General features: G+C 58.8%; 15 protein-coding genes. 8 read left to right on the forward strand and 7 right to left on the reverse strand.

Going from position 1 to position 17,919, the window contains the following annotated elements:
* Nucleotides 1-153: 153 nt before the first annotated feature.
* On the reverse strand, nt 154-279 hold the full coding sequence (locus tag EKD03_RS18950) for a hypothetical protein (protein WP_274542403.1): 126 nt from the start codon (nt 277-279) through the stop codon (nt 154-156).
* Between the two features lie 168 nt (nt 280-447).
* On the opposite strand from EKD03_RS18950, the gene EKD03_RS07325 reads away from it, so the two are divergent.
* Nucleotides 448-813: a hypothetical protein gene (locus tag EKD03_RS07325; RefSeq protein ID WP_129629120.1), complete on the forward strand. Its 366-nt coding sequence runs from the start codon at nt 448-450 to the stop codon at nt 811-813.
* Nucleotides 814-1,009: 196 nt separating this feature from the next.
* Here EKD03_RS07325 and EKD03_RS07335 read toward each other — a convergent pair whose 3' ends face one another.
* The 3 genes from EKD03_RS07335 to EKD03_RS07345 all read right to left on the reverse strand — a co-directional run bounded on the left by EKD03_RS07335 (nt 1,010) and on the right by EKD03_RS07345 (nt 3,966).
* Nucleotides 1,010-1,741 (reverse strand): DsbA family protein, encoded by a 732-nt coding sequence (locus tag EKD03_RS07335; protein WP_129629122.1) that lies wholly within the window; start codon nt 1,739-1,741, stop codon nt 1,010-1,012.
* 8 nt (nt 1,742-1,749) lie between these two features.
* On the reverse strand, nt 1,750-3,087 hold the full coding sequence (locus EKD03_RS07340) for a BCD family MFS transporter (protein WP_129629124.1): 1,338 nt from the start codon (nt 3,085-3,087) through the stop codon (nt 1,750-1,752).
* 213 nt (nt 3,088-3,300) lie between these two features.
* A complete protein-coding gene (locus EKD03_RS07345) occupies nt 3,301-3,966 on the reverse strand; it encodes a MerR family transcriptional regulator (RefSeq protein ID WP_129629126.1) in 666 nt (221 codons plus the stop codon).
* 224 nt (nt 3,967-4,190) lie between these two features.
* On the opposite strand from EKD03_RS07345, the gene EKD03_RS07350 reads away from it, so the two are divergent.
* Complete coding sequence (locus EKD03_RS07350; protein WP_129629128.1) at nt 4,191-5,027, forward strand: hypothetical protein; 837 nt, start codon at nt 4,191-4,193, stop codon at nt 5,025-5,027.
* 201 nt (nt 5,028-5,228) lie between these two features.
* Here the strand turns inward: EKD03_RS07350 and can are convergent, their stop codons facing one another.
* Entirely contained in the window at nt 5,229-5,897 is a 669-nt protein-coding gene (gene can / locus EKD03_RS07355; RefSeq protein WP_129629130.1) for a carbonate dehydratase, read from the reverse strand.
* Between the two features lie 214 nt (nt 5,898-6,111).
* Between can and EKD03_RS07360 the strand changes: the two genes are divergently transcribed.
* The 5 genes from EKD03_RS07360 to EKD03_RS07380 all read left to right on the forward strand — a co-directional run bounded on the left by EKD03_RS07360 (nt 6,112) and on the right by EKD03_RS07380 (nt 12,275).
* Complete coding sequence (locus EKD03_RS07360) at nt 6,112-7,566, forward strand: NAD-dependent succinate-semialdehyde dehydrogenase (protein ID WP_129629132.1); 1,455 nt, start codon at nt 6,112-6,114, stop codon at nt 7,564-7,566.
* The gene (locus EKD03_RS07365; protein WP_129629134.1) at nt 7,563-9,062 is read left to right on the forward strand and encodes an amidase; all 1,500 of its coding nucleotides are present in this window, start codon (nt 7,563-7,565) and stop codon (nt 9,060-9,062) included. Before EKD03_RS07360 ends, EKD03_RS07365 begins: the two co-directional genes overlap by 4 nt.
* Nucleotides 9,063-9,433: 371 nt before the next feature.
* Nucleotides 9,434-9,733, forward strand: coding sequence for an RNA recognition motif domain-containing protein (locus tag EKD03_RS07370; RefSeq protein WP_129629136.1), 300 nt, complete (start codon nt 9,434-9,436; stop codon nt 9,731-9,733).
* 202 nt (nt 9,734-9,935) lie between these two features.
* Nucleotides 9,936-11,006, forward strand: a complete 1,071-nt coding sequence (locus EKD03_RS07375; protein ID WP_174842832.1) for a calcium/sodium antiporter — start codon at nt 9,936-9,938, stop codon at nt 11,004-11,006.
* Between the two features lie 144 nt (nt 11,007-11,150).
* Entirely contained in the window at nt 11,151-12,275 is a 1,125-nt protein-coding gene (locus tag EKD03_RS07380; protein WP_129629138.1) for a trans-sulfuration enzyme family protein, read from the forward strand.
* A 253-nt stretch (nt 12,276-12,528) separates the two neighbouring features.
* Here EKD03_RS07380 and EKD03_RS07385 read toward each other — a convergent pair whose 3' ends face one another.
* Together EKD03_RS07385 and bcp are read right to left on the reverse strand one after the other, a co-directional pair.
* On the reverse strand, nt 12,529-14,619 hold the full coding sequence (locus tag EKD03_RS07385; protein WP_129629140.1) for a hypothetical protein: 2,091 nt from the start codon (nt 14,617-14,619) through the stop codon (nt 12,529-12,531).
* Between the two features lie 58 nt (nt 14,620-14,677).
* A complete protein-coding gene (gene bcp, locus EKD03_RS07390; RefSeq protein ID WP_129629142.1) occupies nt 14,678-15,145 on the reverse strand; it encodes a thioredoxin-dependent thiol peroxidase in 468 nt (155 codons plus the stop codon).
* Between the two features lie 262 nt (nt 15,146-15,407).
* Between bcp and EKD03_RS07395 the strand changes: the two genes are divergently transcribed.
* Nucleotides 15,408-17,606 (forward strand): cyclic nucleotide-binding domain-containing protein, encoded by a 2,199-nt coding sequence (locus EKD03_RS07395; RefSeq protein ID WP_238613431.1) that lies wholly within the window; start codon nt 15,408-15,410, stop codon nt 17,604-17,606.
* Nucleotides 17,607-17,919: the final 313 nt, after the last annotated feature.

The raw sequence follows: 17,919 nt of genomic DNA on the forward strand, positions 1-17,919 counted from the left end.
TGATCTGCGAAACCTCGCTCGTACCACGGGCATCAATACTCAGACCGGGCAGTTTGCTTTCAAACTCGACACCCGCCCCTTGGCCGCATCAGCCGTCCTAATCTGGTCATGCGAACCAAGATCCGCAGGCGCACCGGTTTTCGGAACCAACGATTACGTTGGTGGCCAGCCAAGCTCAATCTCACCGATGACTATTTTGCCTTTGAGCATGAGAACAACCAGCAGGAGCACCAACACGACCGCAGCGCCAACGAGGGGGTAGAGCAGCCAGTCAGCCATAGGTACCTCGCAGGTAGGGGGAAGATCGGTGGAATTATAGCATAGCTAGTATAGCACTTTCGTTCCTTCCGGTGCTATAATGATTCGCAAATACCAAACAGTAGCTTACTGAAACACTATTGAGCAAACCTACATCGTTAGTGGCAAATACCAACACCTGAGGTAGTTATGAGTGAGCGATTAAGTCTAGAACTACCCGATACGATCATCCACAGCGCTCGAACGGTAGCCATTCAGACCAACCGACGGGTCGAAGCAGTGGTAATCGAGTGGCTTGAGCGTGCAGCCGCTACAATTCCAGTTGACCAACTGCCTGATAATCAGGTGTTGGCTGTGCGTGATCAGCAGATGAGTGATGCAGAACAACGCGAATTGAGTGATTTGCTCGATCAACAACGCGAAGGCGAGCTTACCGCAACAAGTCGGCAGCGACTTGAATCGTTGCTCCACATCTATCGTATCGGGATGGTGCGCAAGGCTCAGGCACTCAACGTTGCCGTCAAACGTGGACTCCAGCCACCGATCCAAAACTGATATGGCACGCAGAGTCATTCCTATTGAACTTGCGCAGCATATCCGTTTAACAGCGGGAAATCGCTGTGGCTACTGTCTGAGTCCCCAGCATCTTGTTATGGCTCGCCTAGAGATTGAGCATATCGTTCCAAGAATAGTATTCCTAAGCGGGGGCTTCGGGGGCCGCAGGCCCCCGAAAAAACCTCACCCCAACAAATTACTCCGCGATCAGCGAATCAATCAACTGGCGAAAATTACTAAACGGCAACGCCCCACGCAACACAGTTCCATTCACGATAAAGTTAGGCGTTGAGTTAACCCCCAACTGCATCGCCGCCTGCATCTCAGCCTGAACCGCCTGCTCGGTGGCCGGATCATCCAGACACGCCGTAAATGCCACCGGCTCGATCCCGATCTGGGTCGCCAAATCAATCATCGTCTCCCGATCCCGCTTCGGCACCCCGCCCCACTCCACCTGATGCGTCTCAAAAAGCGTCTCATACATCGGCCAGAAGTTCTGCTGGGCCGCTGCACAGTGCCCGGCGACTGCCGCCAACATCGCCGAAGCATGAATCTCCAGCGGTAGGTCGCGGCTGACAAAACGCACCTTGCCCGTCTCCACATACTCCGCGATAATCTGCGGGCGGGTTTCAGCATAGAACTGCTTACAGAACGGGCACTCGTAATCGGTGAACTCATAGATCGTGATCGGCGCGTTGGGATCACCCAATGCACGCGGGTCATCGGCGGAGGTGGCGAGCAGCGCCGGGAAGGGCCGTGGCGTCGGCGGGGGCGAAGTCGGCACGGGTGCCAGCGTCGGGCGGGCACTAATGGCCACGCTCGTCTGGCGCTCCTCCACCACCGAGACGGTGGGGGCGGGCGGGGCGACCGTTCCGCACCCAGCCAGAGCAAGTGCGGCCAAGATGATCAGCAAAGAGAAGTTTTTCATGCGATCAATTATAGATCAACCGCTGCCAATGATGCCGCCTTGATCTTACGAACCTCCTCGTTGCGCGCAAACGCGGGCACATCGGTCTTGATCACCAACCAGATACATGCCAGCATACCAATCGCCTCAATGAAGAAGACCGTCCCGTAAGCAATCGTGTGCGCACCAGTAAGCCGATAGAAGAGATCATACCCGGCCCCACCCAAGAAGATCCCCAGACCGCGAAAGACGAGCTGGCCCACCGTCCACAGACCGAGATAAGCTCCAGCGCGGCGATCCGAGGTCATCGCCATGAGCAACGAAAGCGCCCCGACCGTATAGATCCCATAACCCAGCCCAAACAGGAAGAGCACCGGCACCAACAAACTGCGGTTAGCTGTAACAGCAACAGCACCCAACAGGATCAAGGCAACGGCAGTCACCACCAAGCCAATATTGTTGGTCAGGCTCTGCTCATAGGCCATGCGTCGCCGGGTAAAAAAGATCGTCAGCGGCAGACTGACCAAAACCCCGCCACCCCAATAGGCATTGAAGCGCGTCGTCTCACCAGCCGACATATTGAAGACATGGAAGCCAAAGGGTTCGAGGATGGCATCCTGAGCCGAAGCGCTGGCCGCCCCCAAGGCGAGGAAGAGGAAGAAATAGCGCGTGCGCTGATCGGCCCACATTTCACGCAGCAACTCCTTGAAGGGTAGATGTTCATGGGGTTCATCCACCTCAATCCCCTGGCCACGGCGCTCCTCGCCAAAGACCGAGAAGATGAAGAAGAAAGCCGCGATGCCCATTCCGGACAGCATTATCTTCCAGAAGGCGACCGGATCATAATGGGGCATCATCCGCGCATAGACAATCGCCGCCAGCGGAAAACTGACAATCAGGAACATCTGCACGATACTCATCGCGATGCCGCGTTTAGCCGGCGGGTTCGTATCGCGCACCAATGCCAAGAAGGGGCTACCAGAGAAGAGCGTACCAAGCCCATAGACCACGAAGGAGATCGTGGCTAATGTCCAGCCCAAGATCGAGCGTGGATCAGTGGCAAGCAAGATCGCCACCAGCGGGAGCAACGGCAACGAGATCACCATCGGCAAGCGGCCAAGCCAGATGTAGGGCAAGCGATGCAGGCCGAACACCGGTTTGGTATCCGAGCGATAGCCGATCCAAATACTGATTGGGGCAAGTAGATAGCGCAGAGCGGAAAGGAACGCAACCGGCGTGGCCGCAATACCCAGATCACCAATCAGCACCCGGTTGAGCACGCCTGAGGTGAGCAGATCGGTAAACGCCGAACCAATATGAAACGAACCGATCTTGAGTGTACGCAGGAAACTGAAGCGTTGGGCCACGTCTCTGTCCTTTGCATCGAGATACGAAGCGGATCACCTTCGGTGGCAGGTCTGGGGCTGCGCCCCAGACCTGCTTTCTTCTCGTATGTTGGCGGCTGCGCCGCCAACATACGAGAAAAAAAGTTCTTCGGGGGAGGCTTACGTTCATGTCAATGGGCGGCTGCGCCGCCCCAAGTAAGGTTGCACGATACGACCCAAACGAATATGGGATGCCTACGGATCGATCAACGTCTGGTCATTGACAGGAGATTGGACATTGATCATCGCCTGATAACTAGCGGCCACCACAAGTTGCACCTCATTCGCAATCCGACTGATACGGCGTAGCAGGCGCGCACTTGCTTCGGGGCGGATATGCGATTCGGCTGGCATATCCATCGCCGCCTCCACCAGCGAGTCGCGGAAATAGAGTGCCGCTTCGAGCGCGGCAGTGAGCGAGAGACCCAAATGTAGCGCGTAGCGCGCATAATCGGCCCCAATCATCCGCGCTTCAGCGAGAAGAATCTCGTCCTCATCGGGGCTATTAATCGAGCGTAGGACAACCCCCATCAGCTTGTAGCCCGTCCGACGCCATGCGGCGCGATCATCATCGGGGAGATCATTAACCCAGTAGAGACGGGTATGGCCATGGGCCAGTTCACTACGAGTCGTCGCCAACGCCTTACGCGCCCAGGTGGTTGCAATCGTCTGGCCGGGAATCGGGCGGCGTGCCGCGAGCGCCTCGATGTCGGCGCGGGCAAAACGGCGATGTCCGCCGGGCGTGATGTAGACCGGCACCGCGCCCGTGTCGGCCCAGCGACGAAGCGTAGTGCTGTGGACACCAAGCAACTCGCTGGCCGCCGAAAGTGACAGATAGGTCGCTGAGGGTTCGGGGGGCATTGGTAAATTTTAGGTAAAACTGGCTATGCGATAGATGGATTATAGGGGGCAGGGGGGATCATGTCAATGCTCATCCGGTGGGGGTACGGGGGCGGCTGTGCCACCAAACAATAACAAAAATGAGGGTTTGGGGCGTAGCCCCAAGGAATTACCCAAGCAGCGTAACTTTTCCCCTTGCCCAAACGGTATCGCTATAACCGAATCATCAGCGAGGGAGATTGTCTATGTTGTTACCCATCAACCAAATCACCCAGGTTCTCGGTAGTTCGGATGCACTGGCTGCGGGAGGGCTTTTAGCCCTCTCTATCGGGTTCCTCACCCTCACAACCCAACGCCTCTCGGTCATCACTTCAGCCTTAGGCGCGATTGGTCTGCCCTTCGTCCTCTTCTTTGCCGTTGAATTACTCCCTGTCTCATCATCGGTATCGGGGAGCCTGACGGCCAGTATTGCCGCCATCCTAGCCGCGATCTATACGGCATGGATGACGCACAACGCCAGCGAAGATGGTCAACTCATCTGGACATTACTGCCGCTGGTGATCATCCTGAGTGGGCTGAGCATTCTCGCCTCGCTCTTCTTGGCCCAAACAGCCGTCGTCACCTATGCCATCGTTATGGGCGTTGCCAGTTGGGTCTTCTGGCAGATTCACCAGGGCCAATTTGAGCGCTTGGGGGCATGGCGTAGCCCAGTGGCGGGCCTCGCCCTACTGGTAGTGATCATCTTGCTACCCATGTGGAAATCGGCCATCTTCAACTCGCTACGCGCATCCTATGGGCTAACCCTCTGGGCGACGGTGCCACTGATCCCGCTCTACCACTGGGCGGCCAATACATGGCCGGGGAGACTCAAGGTAGGCTACCGGAAAGCACTGCATGCCATGGCCTTGGTCATGACCTTCGGTATGGGGGTGTTTATGTCCTTTGACCCATTCAGTGCCTTCTTCTTTTTTGGCATGATGACGCTGATATGGGTCTGGGAGGCCAACCTGAGCAAGAGCAAGTTCTGGATCGTTATGGCCGCACTAGGGGCAATTCAACTAATCTTGGGGATGTTTGGGTAGGGGCGCATCGCAACGCGCCCTATACCCCTCAAGCTAAGGGGATCTCTGCTTGGGGCTACGCCCCAAACCCATGGTTTTGCTGGTGCGGTTGGCCGCAAAGCGGCCAACCGCACCTTTTCCGTGGAGGCCGCAGACCCCCACCCTCCCGCTACAGGCTTAGCTTGCGTTCTATAGGGCCGTCTCTACGGCTGCCCTAGGGTATTAGCGGTTAGAAGCGGCGATCTGGGCAATCGCCCGCTCATACTGATCATTCAGATCCTGGGGCGCACTGACCTGGAGCGAAAGATCCTGGAGTAAGCCATCGGTAATGTCATAGATCAGGCCATGAACCGTCACCCGCTGGCCACGTTCCCAGGCATGCTGCACGACCGTTGTCTGACACACATTGACCACCTGCTCGACTACATTCAGTTCACACAGCCGGTGAACTTGCATGGTCGTATTCGGGCAAGCATTAATGATCGCGGCATGTTTGTTGCGTACATCCTGCACATGGCGCAACCAGTTATCCACCATGCCCCCCCGCGTGTCGGCGAGGGCGGCCTGCACCCCACCACAACTGTAGTGCCCACACACAATAATGTGGCGCACTTTAAGTGCTGTTACACCATAGTGTAAAACCGATAGGCAATTCAGATCCGAATGGACGACAACATTGGCGATATTCCGATGAACGAACATATCACCGGGTTGGAGACCGACGAGTTGGGTTGAGGGTACGCGGCTGTCGGAACAGCCGATCCAGAGGTAGGCCGGACTCTGCTGATTGATGAGCCGCTGGAAGAACTCAGGATCTTCAGCGGTCATCTTGGCCGCCCATGCGCGGTTTTTTTGCAGCAGTGGACTCAGATCGTCAGTGTTGTGTTCCATGGTGCTGTATAGTAGCATACGGTGTTACAATTTGATGCGTTAGGAATGTGCCACCTTCGGTGGGGCTTCGAGAGCGGCTTCGCCTCTCCCGAAGAACTCTTTTTCTCTCATTTTGGCGGCTTCGCCGCCAAAATGAGAGAAAAAAGTGAGTCTGGGGCGCAGCCCCAACAACATTGCACAAACAGAAAGGCGATTTCTGGTGGATACGCATGCTATGGCAGCCTCAGTTCTATCAGATGAACCATACCGCCAACTGATTGCTGGTGAATGGGTTGAGGCTCATACCAACGCCCGTTTCCCGGTTACTAACCCGGCTACGGATGCCCAACTCACCGAGGTTCCCGATGGCGGAGCGGCGGATGCCCAGGCGGCGATTGAGGCGGCGGTGGCTGCATTACCGGGTTGGGCGGCCACGCCCGCACCCCAACGCGCCGGGGTGTTGCGGCGCGTCGCGGCACTGATGCTCGAACAGCAAGAGCGCCTCGCAACGATCATGACCTTGGAGCAGGGTAAGCCGTTGGCCGAGGCTCGTGGCGAGATTGCCTATGCGGCCTCTTTCTTCAGTTGGTTTGCCGGGGAGGCCGAGCGGATCTATGGCCAGACTATTCCAGCGAGTGTGGCCAATAAACGCCTGTTGCTCTTGCGCCAGCCGGTGGGCGTGGTGGCGCTGATTACACCCTGGAACTTTCCGAGTGCCATGCTCGCACGCAAGCTGGCGGCGGCGCTCGCCGCAGGCTGTACCACCATCTGCAAGCCCGCTGAACAGACCCCGCTCTCCGCCCTCGAACTGGGCAGGATCGTCGGGCAGGCGGGCGCTCCGGCGGGAGTGGTCAATATTGTTACCTGCAACGACCCTCAGCCCTTCGCCGATACCATCTTTGCGGATGCGCGGGTGCGGAAGGTAAGCTTCACCGGCTCGACTGAGGTGGGCAAACTCCTCATCCGCCACTCGGCTGAGACGGTCAAGCGGGTGTCGTTGGAGTTGGGTGGCAATGCGCCGTTCCTCATCTTTGACGATGCGGATCTGGATGCGGCGGTCGCCGGGGCGATCAGTTCGAAGTTCCGCAATGCCGGCCAGACCTGCGTGTGTGCCAATCGCATCTTTGTGCAGCGTGGCATCTATGCGCAGTTTGCCGAGCGCTTTGCGGCTCAGGTGCGCAATCTGCGGGTGGGCAACGGCTTAGAGCCAGGCGTACACGTTGGCCCGCTGATTGATAGTGCGGCCATGGCGAAGGTGCAGCAGCATGTGGGCGAAGCCGCCGCCAATGGCGCACACGTCATGGTTGGCGGGAGCGCGGCAGCGCAGGGCGGGCTCTTCTGGACGCCGACGGTGCTCACCGACGTGGATGCCGGAATGTTGGTGGCCCGCGAGGAGACCTTTGGCCCGGTGGCACCGCTCATCCCCTTTGAGCACGAGGAAGACGGCTTGCGTATGGCCAACGCAACCAACTATGGCCTGGCGGCCTACTTCTACACCCGCGATGTCAGCCGTGTCTTCCGCGTGGCTGAAGGGTTGGAGTATGGCATCATCGGAGCCAACGACGCCCTCCCTTCAACTGCCCAAGCCCCGTTTGGTGGGGTCAAACAGAGTGGCATGGGGCGCGAAGGTGGCCCGCAGGGGATAGATGAATACCTGGATGTGAAGTATGTCTCGCTGGGTTTAGCATGAACATCTATGAAGCCACGATCACCGATCTGGCCACCGCGATGGCCAATGGTCACCTCAGCGCCCAGCAGATCGTCACGGCCTACCAAGAGCGGATCGCCCAGCTTGATCAGGGCGCGAACGGCCTCCACGCGGTGCTGGAACTCAACCCTGAGGCACTAGCGCTGGCGGCCCAATCCGATGTGGAACGGGCATTTGGGCGCGTGCGCGGCCCCCTGCATGGCATCCCCATTCTGCTCAAGGATAACATCGCCACGACCGATACCATGCAGACCACAGCCGGATCGCTCGCACTGCTCCAGACACGCCCAGCCCATGAGGCGAGTGTCGTTACCCGCTTACGCCAAGCGGGGGCGATCATCCTCGGCAAGACCAACATGAGCGAGTGGGCCAACTTTCGCTCCACCCGCTCAAGCAGTGGCTGGAGTGCGCGGGGCGGCCAGACCCGCAACCCCTACCTGCTCGACCGTAGCCCGTGTGGATCTAGCTCTGGCTCGGCAGTGGCCGTGGCGGCCAGCCTGTGTGCGGCGGCCCTCAGCACCGAAACCGATGGCTCCATCGTCTGCCCGGCCTCCGTCTGTGGGGTTGTGGGACTCAAACCTACCGTTGGCCTCACCAGCCGGGCCGGGGTGATCCCGATCTCCACCACCCAGGATAGTGTTGGGGTGCATGCCCGCAGTCTCCACGATGCCGCGCTGGTGCTCACGGTCATTGCCGGGGGTGATCCGGCTGATCCAGCGACTGCCGCATGCCCTGACCGCGATCTAGACTACACCCAGATGCTCGATCCAGACGGGTTGCGCGGGGCACGGATCGGGGTGCTTCGGGGTGGCAAGCTCTGGGGCTACCATCCCGGTACGGATCGCATTGCGAGCGCAGTGCTGGCCCAAATACAAGCGTGTGGGGCCACACTCATTGATCCGATTGAACTGCCTGCAAACATCATCGAGGCGGAGCAAGCAGAATTCGATCTGCTGCTCTACGAATTTAAAGCCGGGTTGAATGACTACCTTACCAAGTGCCAGGGGGAACGACCGCGCAGCCTCGCCGATCTGATCGCCTTCAACCTCGCCCATAGCGATCAAGAGATGCCCTACTTTGGCCAAGAGATCTTCCTCTTAGCCGAAGCTAAAGGTGACTTGGCGACACCTGCCTACCACGCAGCCCGTGCGCAGAGCCACGATCAAGCACGCAGCTTCATTGATACAACCATGGCGACCCACGATCTTGATGCACTCGTGATGCCGGGTGGTTCACCAGCATGGACGATTGACCTTGTGAATGGTGATCACTTTTTGGGTGGAAGTGCTGCGCTCGCTGCCCGTGCAGGCTACCCGCTGGTGAACATCCCTGCGGGTTACATCCATGGCTTACCAGTGGGCATATCCCTGATGGGCCGGGCGTTCAGTGAACCACATCTGCTGCGCCTTGCCTATGCCCTCGAACACGCACTACCGCCACGTCGTCCACCAATCTACCTTCCTACATTCCGTCGTTGATATAAAATTATGTGAACACTGTAACTATTTATATTTCATTAAAATAACCTCTAATGTTGCTCGTACAGAGCGCTAAGATTGCCCTAAAAAATCAGATCAAGGGGCTTCTCAAATCTAACGCACTGTGCTAAACTAAAGACGTTGAGCAGCGTCACGTCGCCGCGAGAGTTCTCCTTCTATGGTCTCCTCGGCCCGCACGACCTCCGCGCCTGAGGCACAGCACGGGGACGTTGTGAAACGACAGCGCCACTCGCCATACGAGGCGTGGCGTGGTTGGCGTGCCAGATTGGCGTGGTTGGTTGTGAAGTATGCAGGGATGTTCCTGCGGACGTGGTGCCGGGTATGCCTGGCATATGAGGAGTGAGACCGGAATGCAAGTGAAGCTCTTTGTTGGCAATCTCGCCTGGAGTATCGACGATCAGAAGCTCGATAGTGTCTTCCGTGCCCATGGCAATGTCCAGAGTGCGCGGGTCATCCACGACCGCGATACGGGTCGCTCGCGTGGGTTTGGCTTTGTCGAGATGGATGTCCCAGATGTCAGCACGGTCATTCGAGCCACTGATGGCTTGGAAGTGGATGGCCGCCCGATTCGGGTGAACGAGGCGGAAGATAAGGGCGGCCCGCGTGGCCCGCGCCGTGACCGCGATGAGGGTTACAGCCGGCGCTACTAAACTGCCCGAATTGAGCTGGGTTGGCGCCTCGGCCAACTCCTGATGGTATACTACGAACCCTCTGCTCTTGTGAGCAGAGGGTTTTTGGGTTAGGGTATGGGCAAAATCCTTGGGGCTGCGCCCCAAACCTCCATTTTTGTTATTTTTTGGCGGTTCGCCGCCAAAAAATAACAAATAAAGAACAATACCAGGAGTGAATCGCATGACTGTTATGCTCTTTATTGTGGGAATTGTCCTCCTCATCTTTGGTGCCGATCTGTTGGTGCGCGGAGCCTCCCAACTGGCGGCGGGGTTTGGGGTTTCGGCGCTGCTGATCGGGTTGACAGTGGTGGCGATGGGCACAAGTGCGCCGGAGTTGGCGGTCAGTCTTCAGGCCGCGCTGATCGGCGAGGGGGCGATCACGCTGGGTAATGTGGTCGGGAGTAATATTGCCAATGTCCTGCTCATCCTGGGTATCGCTTCACTCTTTGGTAGTCTGCCGGTGGCCAAGCAGTTGCTCACCCGCGATGTGCCGGTGATGCTGGCAGCATCAATCTTGACGCTGCTCCTCGCGCTGGATGGCCGATTGAGCCAGATTGATGGGTTCTTGATGCTGCTGGGGTTGGCCGGGTATATGATCTTCACCATCCGTGGGGCGATGGTTGAAAGTACGAGGAGTGCAGAACCTCGGCCTCCGATCACGTTGCTGATCCTGCTGCGCAACCTGGGTCTGGTGATCGGTGGCTTGGCGCTGCTGATCATCGGCGCGAATTGGTTGGTGGATGGGGCCAAGATCTTTGCCGCGACCCTGGGGGTGAGCGAATTGATCATCGGCTTAACGATTGTTGCCGTGGGTACGTCCCTCCCCGAAATTGCCACCTCGGTTATCGCGGGCCTGCGCGGTGAACGCGATATTGCGGTCGGGAATGTGGTGGGCAGTAATACGCTCAATCTCCTTCTGGTGCTGGGGCTGACCATGGTGCTCAGCCCGATGGCGTTGGAGGTGCCGAGCTCTGCGTTGCGCCTCGATCTGCCGGTGATGGTGGGTGTGGCGCTACTCTGTCTGCCGGTCTTCTTTACCCGCTATCTGGTCTCGCGGCGCGAAGGGTTGATGTTGCTGGGCCTCTATGTCGCCTACACGCTCTACCTGATCCTGGGGGCGGCGGGAAGTGCGCTGGTTGGCCCGTATGGGTTGTTCATGCTGCTGGTGGTTATCCCGCTGGTGGTAGCGCTGCTGGTGGTACGGACGTTGCATTTTCTCGCGACCGAGCGGCGGCGCACGGTGGCGAAGTAGGCGCGAAGCATCGCCTAGCTTTCAGATTGACGCCAAGGCGCAAAGACGCAAAGGTTGTGATAGGCGTCTATGCCTAAAGACTTTGCGCCTTGGCATCTTTGCGTCAAAACATGGATGCTAGAGGAAGTGTAAGGATATCCTTTTATGAAACTTGAGACAATGGCGATCCACATGGGGCAGACACCCGACCCCACAACCGGGGCGGTGATTCCGCCGATCCACCTCTCGACCACCTTTGAACGTGCCGAGGATGGTTCCTTTCCGCAAGGTTATATCTATACCCGCTTGGGCAACCCCAACCGCACGATGCTAGAGGAGTGTCTCGCAGCGCTTGAGGGTGGCGCGGAGTGTGCCGCCTTTAGCTCCGGCCAAGCGGCGGCGATGAGTGTCTTTCAGACCTTGCGCCCCGGCGATCATGTGGTGGCTCCCGATGATGCGTACCACGGGGTGACGCGGCTGTTGCGTGAGTTGATGACCACCTGGGGCGTGGAGTATACCTTGGTGGATATGAATGATCCGGCCAATGTGCAGGCGGCGCTGCGCCCGAATACGCGGCTAGTCTGGATGGAGACGCCCTCCAACCCATTGTTGAAGGTGGCGGATATTGCCGCTGTTGCGGCAATCGCGCACGCGGCGGGCGCGCTGTGTGCGGTGGATAACACCTGGGCCACGCCGATCTTGCAGCGCCCGTTGGATTTGGGGGCAGATCTGGTCATCCACGCCACCACCAAGTATCTCGGTGGGCATAGTGATGTCTTGGGCGGCGCGGTGATCGGGCGCGAGGTGGGGCCAGTCTGGGAGCGGCTACGCTTTCTCCAGGCCAACGGCGGGGCGGTGCCGTCGCCCTTTGATTGTTGGCTCATCCTGCGCGGGGTACGCACGCTCGCCTACCGTATGCGCGCCCACTGCGCCCACGCCAGCCAGATCGCCGGTTTTCTGGCCCAGCACCCCCAGATCGAGGCGGTCCACTACCCCGGCCTGCCCGATCACCCCGGCCATGGCGTGGCGGCGCGCCAGATGCGCGATTTTGGCGGGATGCTCTCGATCCAGGTGCGTGGTGGCGAGGCGGCGGCGATGCGGGTGGCAGCGCGAGTGAAGATCTTTACCCGTGCTACCAGCCTGGGTGGGGCGGAGAGCTTGATCGAACATCGCGCTTCGGTAGAGGGGCCACACAGCACCACCCCGGCTAATCTGCTGCGCCTCGCGGTGGGGCTTGAACACCCCGATGATCTGCTGGCGGATCTGGAGCAGGCGTTGGTCTTTGATTGACGCAAAGACGCCAAGGCGCAAAGTCTTCAATAAAAGACCCTATCAAAATCTTGGCGTCTTGGTAAGAGTTCACACTTCTCCTTGCTTCCAGGTTTTGACGCAAAGACGCAGAGGCGCAAAGTCTGCAATACAACCTTTGCGTCCTTGCGCCTTTGCGTCAATACGAGATTTCTTTTACCCCAAGTGTGAACCCTTACCCGTCTTGGCGTCTTTGCGTCAAAATCGGGGTCTCGGATCTGTATGAACAGCGTTGCTACCGGCGTAGCATGATGATCGTCACCCCATCAACCTGATACACCACCTCAAAGCCCGGATGCCCCACAAAGATCTCCGGCTTCAATGTGCCCGCCTGTGGCCCAAAGTAGAGGTGGGTGATGCCCTCACGGGCGATCAGATCGAAGAGCGCGGCTTCTTGACCGGGGGTGAAGGCGGCGATCTGCTGCTCAACCGCCTGGACATGGGCCACATAGGCGGGATCACCATACATGTAGAGCACCGGCGGGGTGCTGGTCTGGCGCCCGGTGAGCGGCAGAATCCACCATCCCCCATCCACCCCGCGCTGTGCGCCGGGCAGCCAGCCACTATGGTTGATCAGAAAGACGGCCTCTGGTGGCGTGTTGACTTCGACCCATGTCAGCGCGGCGCGGTCGGCGGGGGTGGCCAAAATCGTCACCTGGTTGATCACGCTGCGCTGGGCCAGCCCGCCCCACAAGCCGAGGCCCAGCAGCAGGGCGCTCGCACCCAACGCGAGGATGCGCGGCCAGCGGATACGCAGGATGAGCGAATCCCAAAAGAGCGCCGTGCCACCACCGATCAGCACCGCAATCGGCACAAAGAGACTGATGATCACCACATCGTTGGTGATCAGCCAGAGATAGGGCAGCGCCACCAGCCACGGATTGATCAGCAATAGACCCAATCCGATGATGCCAGTCGGCACGTTGTGCCCACGTAGTGACCAGAGCAGCAGCGCCAAGCCCAGCGCTGGAGCGAGGTAGGTGAGTAGCCAGGGGTTACTGAGGATGAGCAGCAACCCCGTCCAGAGCAGCATCACGAGGGCGGCATGCTTGCGCTGCCACAGCCCAATCAACGCGCCCAGTAGCGCCATGCCCACCAGCCACTCATTCTGCCCCGACCAAAGCAGTCCACTACTGAAGGCATTGTAGTTGCCACCACCGGCCAGCCCGTTAGTAGCCAGCGCAGGCATCAGGGTGCGGCGGGCCAAGAGCCAGAGCCAGGGCGCGGTGAGGAGCAGCACGGCGATGCCACTGAACGCCATGGCCAAGCCACGTTGGCGGATCTGGGGCCAACGCGCCACGACAGCCCAGAGCGCCGCCTGCACCGCCAAGAGCGCCAGAGCAAAGATCAGCACCCGGAAGTGGACGAGGCTCAACCCGGCAAGCTGGAGCGCGATAAACGCCCAATGGCTCGGTCGCCCGACCCGCAGCGCCTCACCCCAGGTGATCGCCAAACCGGGGAGCAACACCAATCCACACAGTTGAGTATAGCGCCCCCAAGAGACATAGTAGGCCGGCATGATCGAGAGCAAGCCCACCACCAGCAGCGCCCCCAGCGCCGCAACCGGGCGACGCCAGAGGTACTGAGCCAATCCGGCCACCACCAGGCCACACAGCACGTTGAGCATCTGCCCAGGCACGAGCATCAGCGTCACCAGATCCAGCCCACTCAGCCGCATCAGGGTCGCCATGAGCACGTGGTAGCCCCAGTGGTAGGGCAGATCATCCACGGGCAAGTAGGGGCGTAAGGTAAAGGGCGCAGCCCCCTGTTCTGCGGCGACACGGATCATCAGCGCGTGATGCACCGAGTCAACCCAGGCGGGCAGGGCGAGATCTTTGATCTGCTCCATACGCACCCAGAGGGTGAGGAGAAGCAAACCAGTAGAGACGGCCCGGTGGGCCGTCTCACGCGCCTCCCCGTGGGCCGTCGCTTGCCCTTCCCAACCAAGATCGCGCCATGCAGCGGCAGCGCTACCCAGCGCAAGCAGGATGGCCAGCAGCCACAGCACGGGATCGCCAAGGCGCAAACCCAGGCTGGTGATCCAGAGATAGAGCAGTGGCCACAGGCTCAGACTCAGCCCGATCCAGATCGTCAGGCGCGGCAGCCCAAGCAGATCGCGGGTCGCACTATGGCGCTCGATCAGATAGCCGGGAGCCAGGAGCAGCAGCGGGAGTCCCAGCAACATACGCCCCAGCGGCCCCATGAGGCCGAGCACCCCGGCACAAATCAAACCCGCCAGCAGCGCCCGCCTGCCTGCGGTGAGGGTGGTCGTGTTATAACTCTTCATGATCGGGGTAAACGGGTTGTTCATGTTGGGGCGATGCATCGCCCACCAACCTTGGTCGGGTTCCCCTGCTCCATGGCGGGCGATGCTTCGCCCCTACTTACCCCAAGGCCGCCAGCGCCTGGGCAACACTCTCAGCCGGTTTGACCTTGATCGCGGCAGCGATGATCACACCGTTCGCATCAATCACGAAGTGCGAGCGCTCAATGCCCATATACTTCTTACCATACATACTCTTCTCAACCCACAGCCCATACAATTCAGCTACGGCATGGTCGGCATCCACCAGCAGCGTAAAGGGCAGATGATGCTTGGTCTTGAACTTGAGGTGCGACTTGACCCCATCGGGGCTAACTCCCAGCACCACGGCATGCTGCTCCTCAATCTGCGGATAGGCGTCGCGAAATCCACACGCCTGGGTGGTACAACCAGAGGTATCGTCCTTGGGGTAGAAATAGAGGATCACCTTCTGTCCACGCAAACTAGAGAGCCTGATCGGTGTGCCGTTATCGCTGATGAGTTCAAAATCGGGAGCCAACATGCCAACTGTAATCCGAGGTTCGGACATGGGGATGCTCCTTGTAAAATGACAACCTGTGCGCTTGATTCTACACGAACATGGAGGCGGCTGGGATGGAACTTCCTAGCGTCACCTTAAACGCTAAGATGAGACAACGCATCCCTCTCCCATCCTGGCGGCGAGTATGCGATAATGCTCTACGCAAATGGGAACCATGCCTACGTTCACACATATACCCTTTATGGAAGGGCGTTTGCGCATCCCCACCGGATGCCAGTATGTTGGGTGCCCGTGAAAGGATGACGGTTCGATGAGTGACACACCTGCGCTAACCAGTCAGAGCAACCATGTACATATTCTACCCAATAACATCTTTGTGGTAGAGACGCAGGCGGGCGCAATTCTGGTCAATTCCCCTCCCGAAACACTCAAATACCTGCTCTCTGCCGGGATTACACCCCCAGCCTATATCCTACTACCTCCTGATGTTGCCGGTGGGCAAGAGTTGGGATCGAGTGGGTTTGTGCGGCGGGGAATTAACTATGCCAGTGTTGAGTTTATCATCTACTCCAACTTTTTTGTGCGCAACCAACGCGCCCGCCTTATCACCGTGACTGAGGATCAGGCGCGGCGCTTACGGACAATCCTCGCCGAAACGATGAATGGCCCGGAACATGATGCCGACTATGGCTCCTACCTTTGGGTGCGCCGTGAGTGCGCTGCGGTCAGTTACTACCCCTCCTTTGGTCGCTCGCCTTGCCCCGATGACATGGTTGATGTGGTCAGCCTAGAGATGGGTGGCGGTAATCTAGGGCCAACCCAGATCCGCCTAGTGGGTAACCATTTCGTCTTTGTTGAAGCCGATATGGTCATTGCTGAGGTGAGTACCCAGATGATCCAGATGGCGCTACCGCTCACGGTAGCACCACCGCGTCCATTGCACCGCCAAGAATTGACGCTCCAATTTATTGGTGGCAGCGATGGCTTTGATCCCGCTGGGATCACGACCTGCTTTTTGGCCTACCTAGGGAATGATGTGCAGACCCAGGCGACTCTGTTTGATGCGGCGGCGTATGTCTTGGTGCGCTTGGGGCACCTGGGCATGTCCTCGCACCACATCTCTGAGGTGGTGCTCTCGCACTTACACGAGGATCATGTGGCCGGGTTGCCCGAACTTATTCTGATGGGGAGCCACCGGGTGCGGTTACTCACCTCGGACATCATCTATACCAGTCTGCTACGCATGTTGGGCGCAATGCTGGCGCTGCCCGAAGAAGAGGTTGCCACACTCTTTGACTACTACCCGCTCAACCCTGGCATGCCTGTTGAGATTGAGGGACGGCGCTTTGAAGCAATCTATGCCATCCACTCCATCCCCACGATTGCGGTGCGTGTGAATGGGATTTGCTATTCGGGCGATATGCGCTACGATGAGGATTGGTTCACCGAGCTCGAATCGCGTGGGGTACTCTCGGCGGAGCGGCATCAGGAGTTGCTGCGCTTTGCCGAGGGTGCGAGTGTGCTGGTGCAGGATGTTGGCGGAGGTGCGATCCATAGCACCATTACCCCCCGGCTGCTCCAAGCGCTTACGGCCAAAAGCCAACGCCTTGTCTTAGCCCATACCAGTAAGCATATGCTCCCCAGCGATCTCGAAGGTATAGATGGGCGGATCGAGTTTGCCCAGAGTGGCCATGTGGTGGCTATGGGTGAAGTGCTGCCCGATGATGAACGCATCGAGATGGTCGAGACTATCTCGGCCTGCCCGCTCTTTGCGCGCCTTTCGGTCGCCAAACGCTTGAGCCTCGCGCTCCAGGTGGAGACGATGGAATGGGCCGATGGGGCCACGATCATGCAAGAGGGTGACCCTTCGGATCGCTCGGCCTATATCGTCCATTCAGGTCTGGTCGAGATCTGGATCGGTGGGGCACAGGTGCGTATCTTGGGGCGCGGGAGTAGTATCGGGGAGCGCGGGGCAATCTGGGGCGATAGCCGCAGCAGCACCATGAAGGCTCGTGGTCGGGTGCAGTTGGTGCGGTTCCCCCCCGACATCTTCCAACCCATCGCCGAACAACTTGGCCTCGCCGATGCCTTTGCGCGCGCCGATTGGCTGGCGAAGATCCCGGTGTTGCGTGATCTGCCCTGGGCCAGTCTGCTTGATCTGGCCCTCGACTTCCAACCGCGCCAAGTCGCAAGTGGCGAATTGCTCTTCAACTACGGCGATCCTGGCTACGATGGCTATGTGTTAGTGCTCGGCGAGATCGCCTTTAGCGATGCCAATGGAACCCTGATCGGCATGATGAGTGTGCCAGGGCAGTTCTTCGGTGGGCGCTCGGCACTCTACGGCACCCCCCGCAGTGCCTCAGCGCGCGCCGTCGTTGATTCTGAGATCTGGGAACTCTCTGCTCCCGCGATCCAGCGCCTCAATCTGCTCTACCCCAATATCCTCATGCACCTGCGCGCAGTCGAGGCCGAGTTGCAGCGCAACCGCAAAACACCGCTTGATTCTTGATCGAAGACGCAATGTATGGTAGAGACGCAACATGTTGCGTCGTAGAGACGCAAGATATTGCGTCGTAGAGTAGAGACGCAACATGTTGCGTCTCTACGTGCATCCCCCCGGCTTAGTCAGATCGTCTAGGAAATCCCTACCCCGCTTTAGACAAGATCACCGTGGTATTCCCCAACCCAATTTGTTACTATCACGTTATGCCCAGTCGGAGGTTGATAGTGATCTAACGAGGCTCCGTATGCCTCATTGATGAGGGGGTGAATGCCCAGGTACTCCTATTGCCCCTGCGATGGTGCAGCTCGGTTCTGGTGTG

The sequence above is a fragment of the Candidatus Oscillochloris fontis genome, assembly GCF_004138135.1.
Classification (GTDB): domain Bacteria; phylum Chloroflexota; class Chloroflexia; order Chloroflexales; family Chloroflexaceae; genus Oscillochloris; species Oscillochloris fontis.

Excerpts from the sequence above, each read along its gene's own strand:
- EKD03_RS07370 (WP_129629136.1), top strand. The coding sequence starts at position 9,434 with ATGCAAGTGAAGCTCTTTGTTGGCAATCTCGCCTGGAGTATCGACGAT.
- EKD03_RS07365 (WP_129629134.1), top strand. The coding sequence starts at position 7,563 with ATGAACATCTATGAAGCCACGATCACCGATCTGGCCACCGCGATGGCC.
- EKD03_RS07350 (WP_129629128.1), top strand. The coding sequence starts at position 4,191 with ATGTTGTTACCCATCAACCAAATCACCCAGGTTCTCGGTAGTTCGGAT.
- EKD03_RS07395 (WP_238613431.1), top strand. The coding sequence starts at position 15,408 with ATGAGTGACACACCTGCGCTAACCAGTCAGAGCAACCATGTACATATT.
- EKD03_RS07325 (WP_129629120.1), top strand. The coding sequence starts at position 448 with ATGAGTGAGCGATTAAGTCTAGAACTACCCGATACGATCATCCACAGC.
- EKD03_RS07345 (WP_129629126.1), bottom strand. The coding sequence starts at position 3,966 with ATGCCCCCCGAACCCTCAGCGACCTATCTGTCACTTTCGGCGGCCAGC.
- can (WP_129629130.1), bottom strand. The coding sequence starts at position 5,897 with ATGGAACACAACACTGACGATCTGAGTCCACTGCTGCAAAAAAACCGC.
- EKD03_RS07385 (WP_129629140.1), bottom strand. The coding sequence starts at position 14,619 with ATGCATCGCCCCAACATGAACAACCCGTTTACCCCGATCATGAAGAGT.
- EKD03_RS07360 (WP_129629132.1), top strand. The coding sequence starts at position 6,112 with ATGGCAGCCTCAGTTCTATCAGATGAACCATACCGCCAACTGATTGCT.
- EKD03_RS18950 (WP_274542403.1), bottom strand. The coding sequence starts at position 279 with ATGGCTGACTGGCTGCTCTACCCCCTCGTTGGCGCTGCGGTCGTGTTG.
- EKD03_RS07335 (WP_129629122.1), bottom strand. The coding sequence starts at position 1,741 with ATGAAAAACTTCTCTTTGCTGATCATCTTGGCCGCACTTGCTCTGGCT.
- bcp (WP_129629142.1), bottom strand. The coding sequence starts at position 15,145 with ATGTCCGAACCTCGGATTACAGTTGGCATGTTGGCTCCCGATTTTGAA.
- EKD03_RS07380 (WP_129629138.1), top strand. The coding sequence starts at position 11,151 with ATGAAACTTGAGACAATGGCGATCCACATGGGGCAGACACCCGACCCC.
- EKD03_RS07375 (WP_174842832.1), top strand. The coding sequence starts at position 9,936 with ATGACTGTTATGCTCTTTATTGTGGGAATTGTCCTCCTCATCTTTGGT.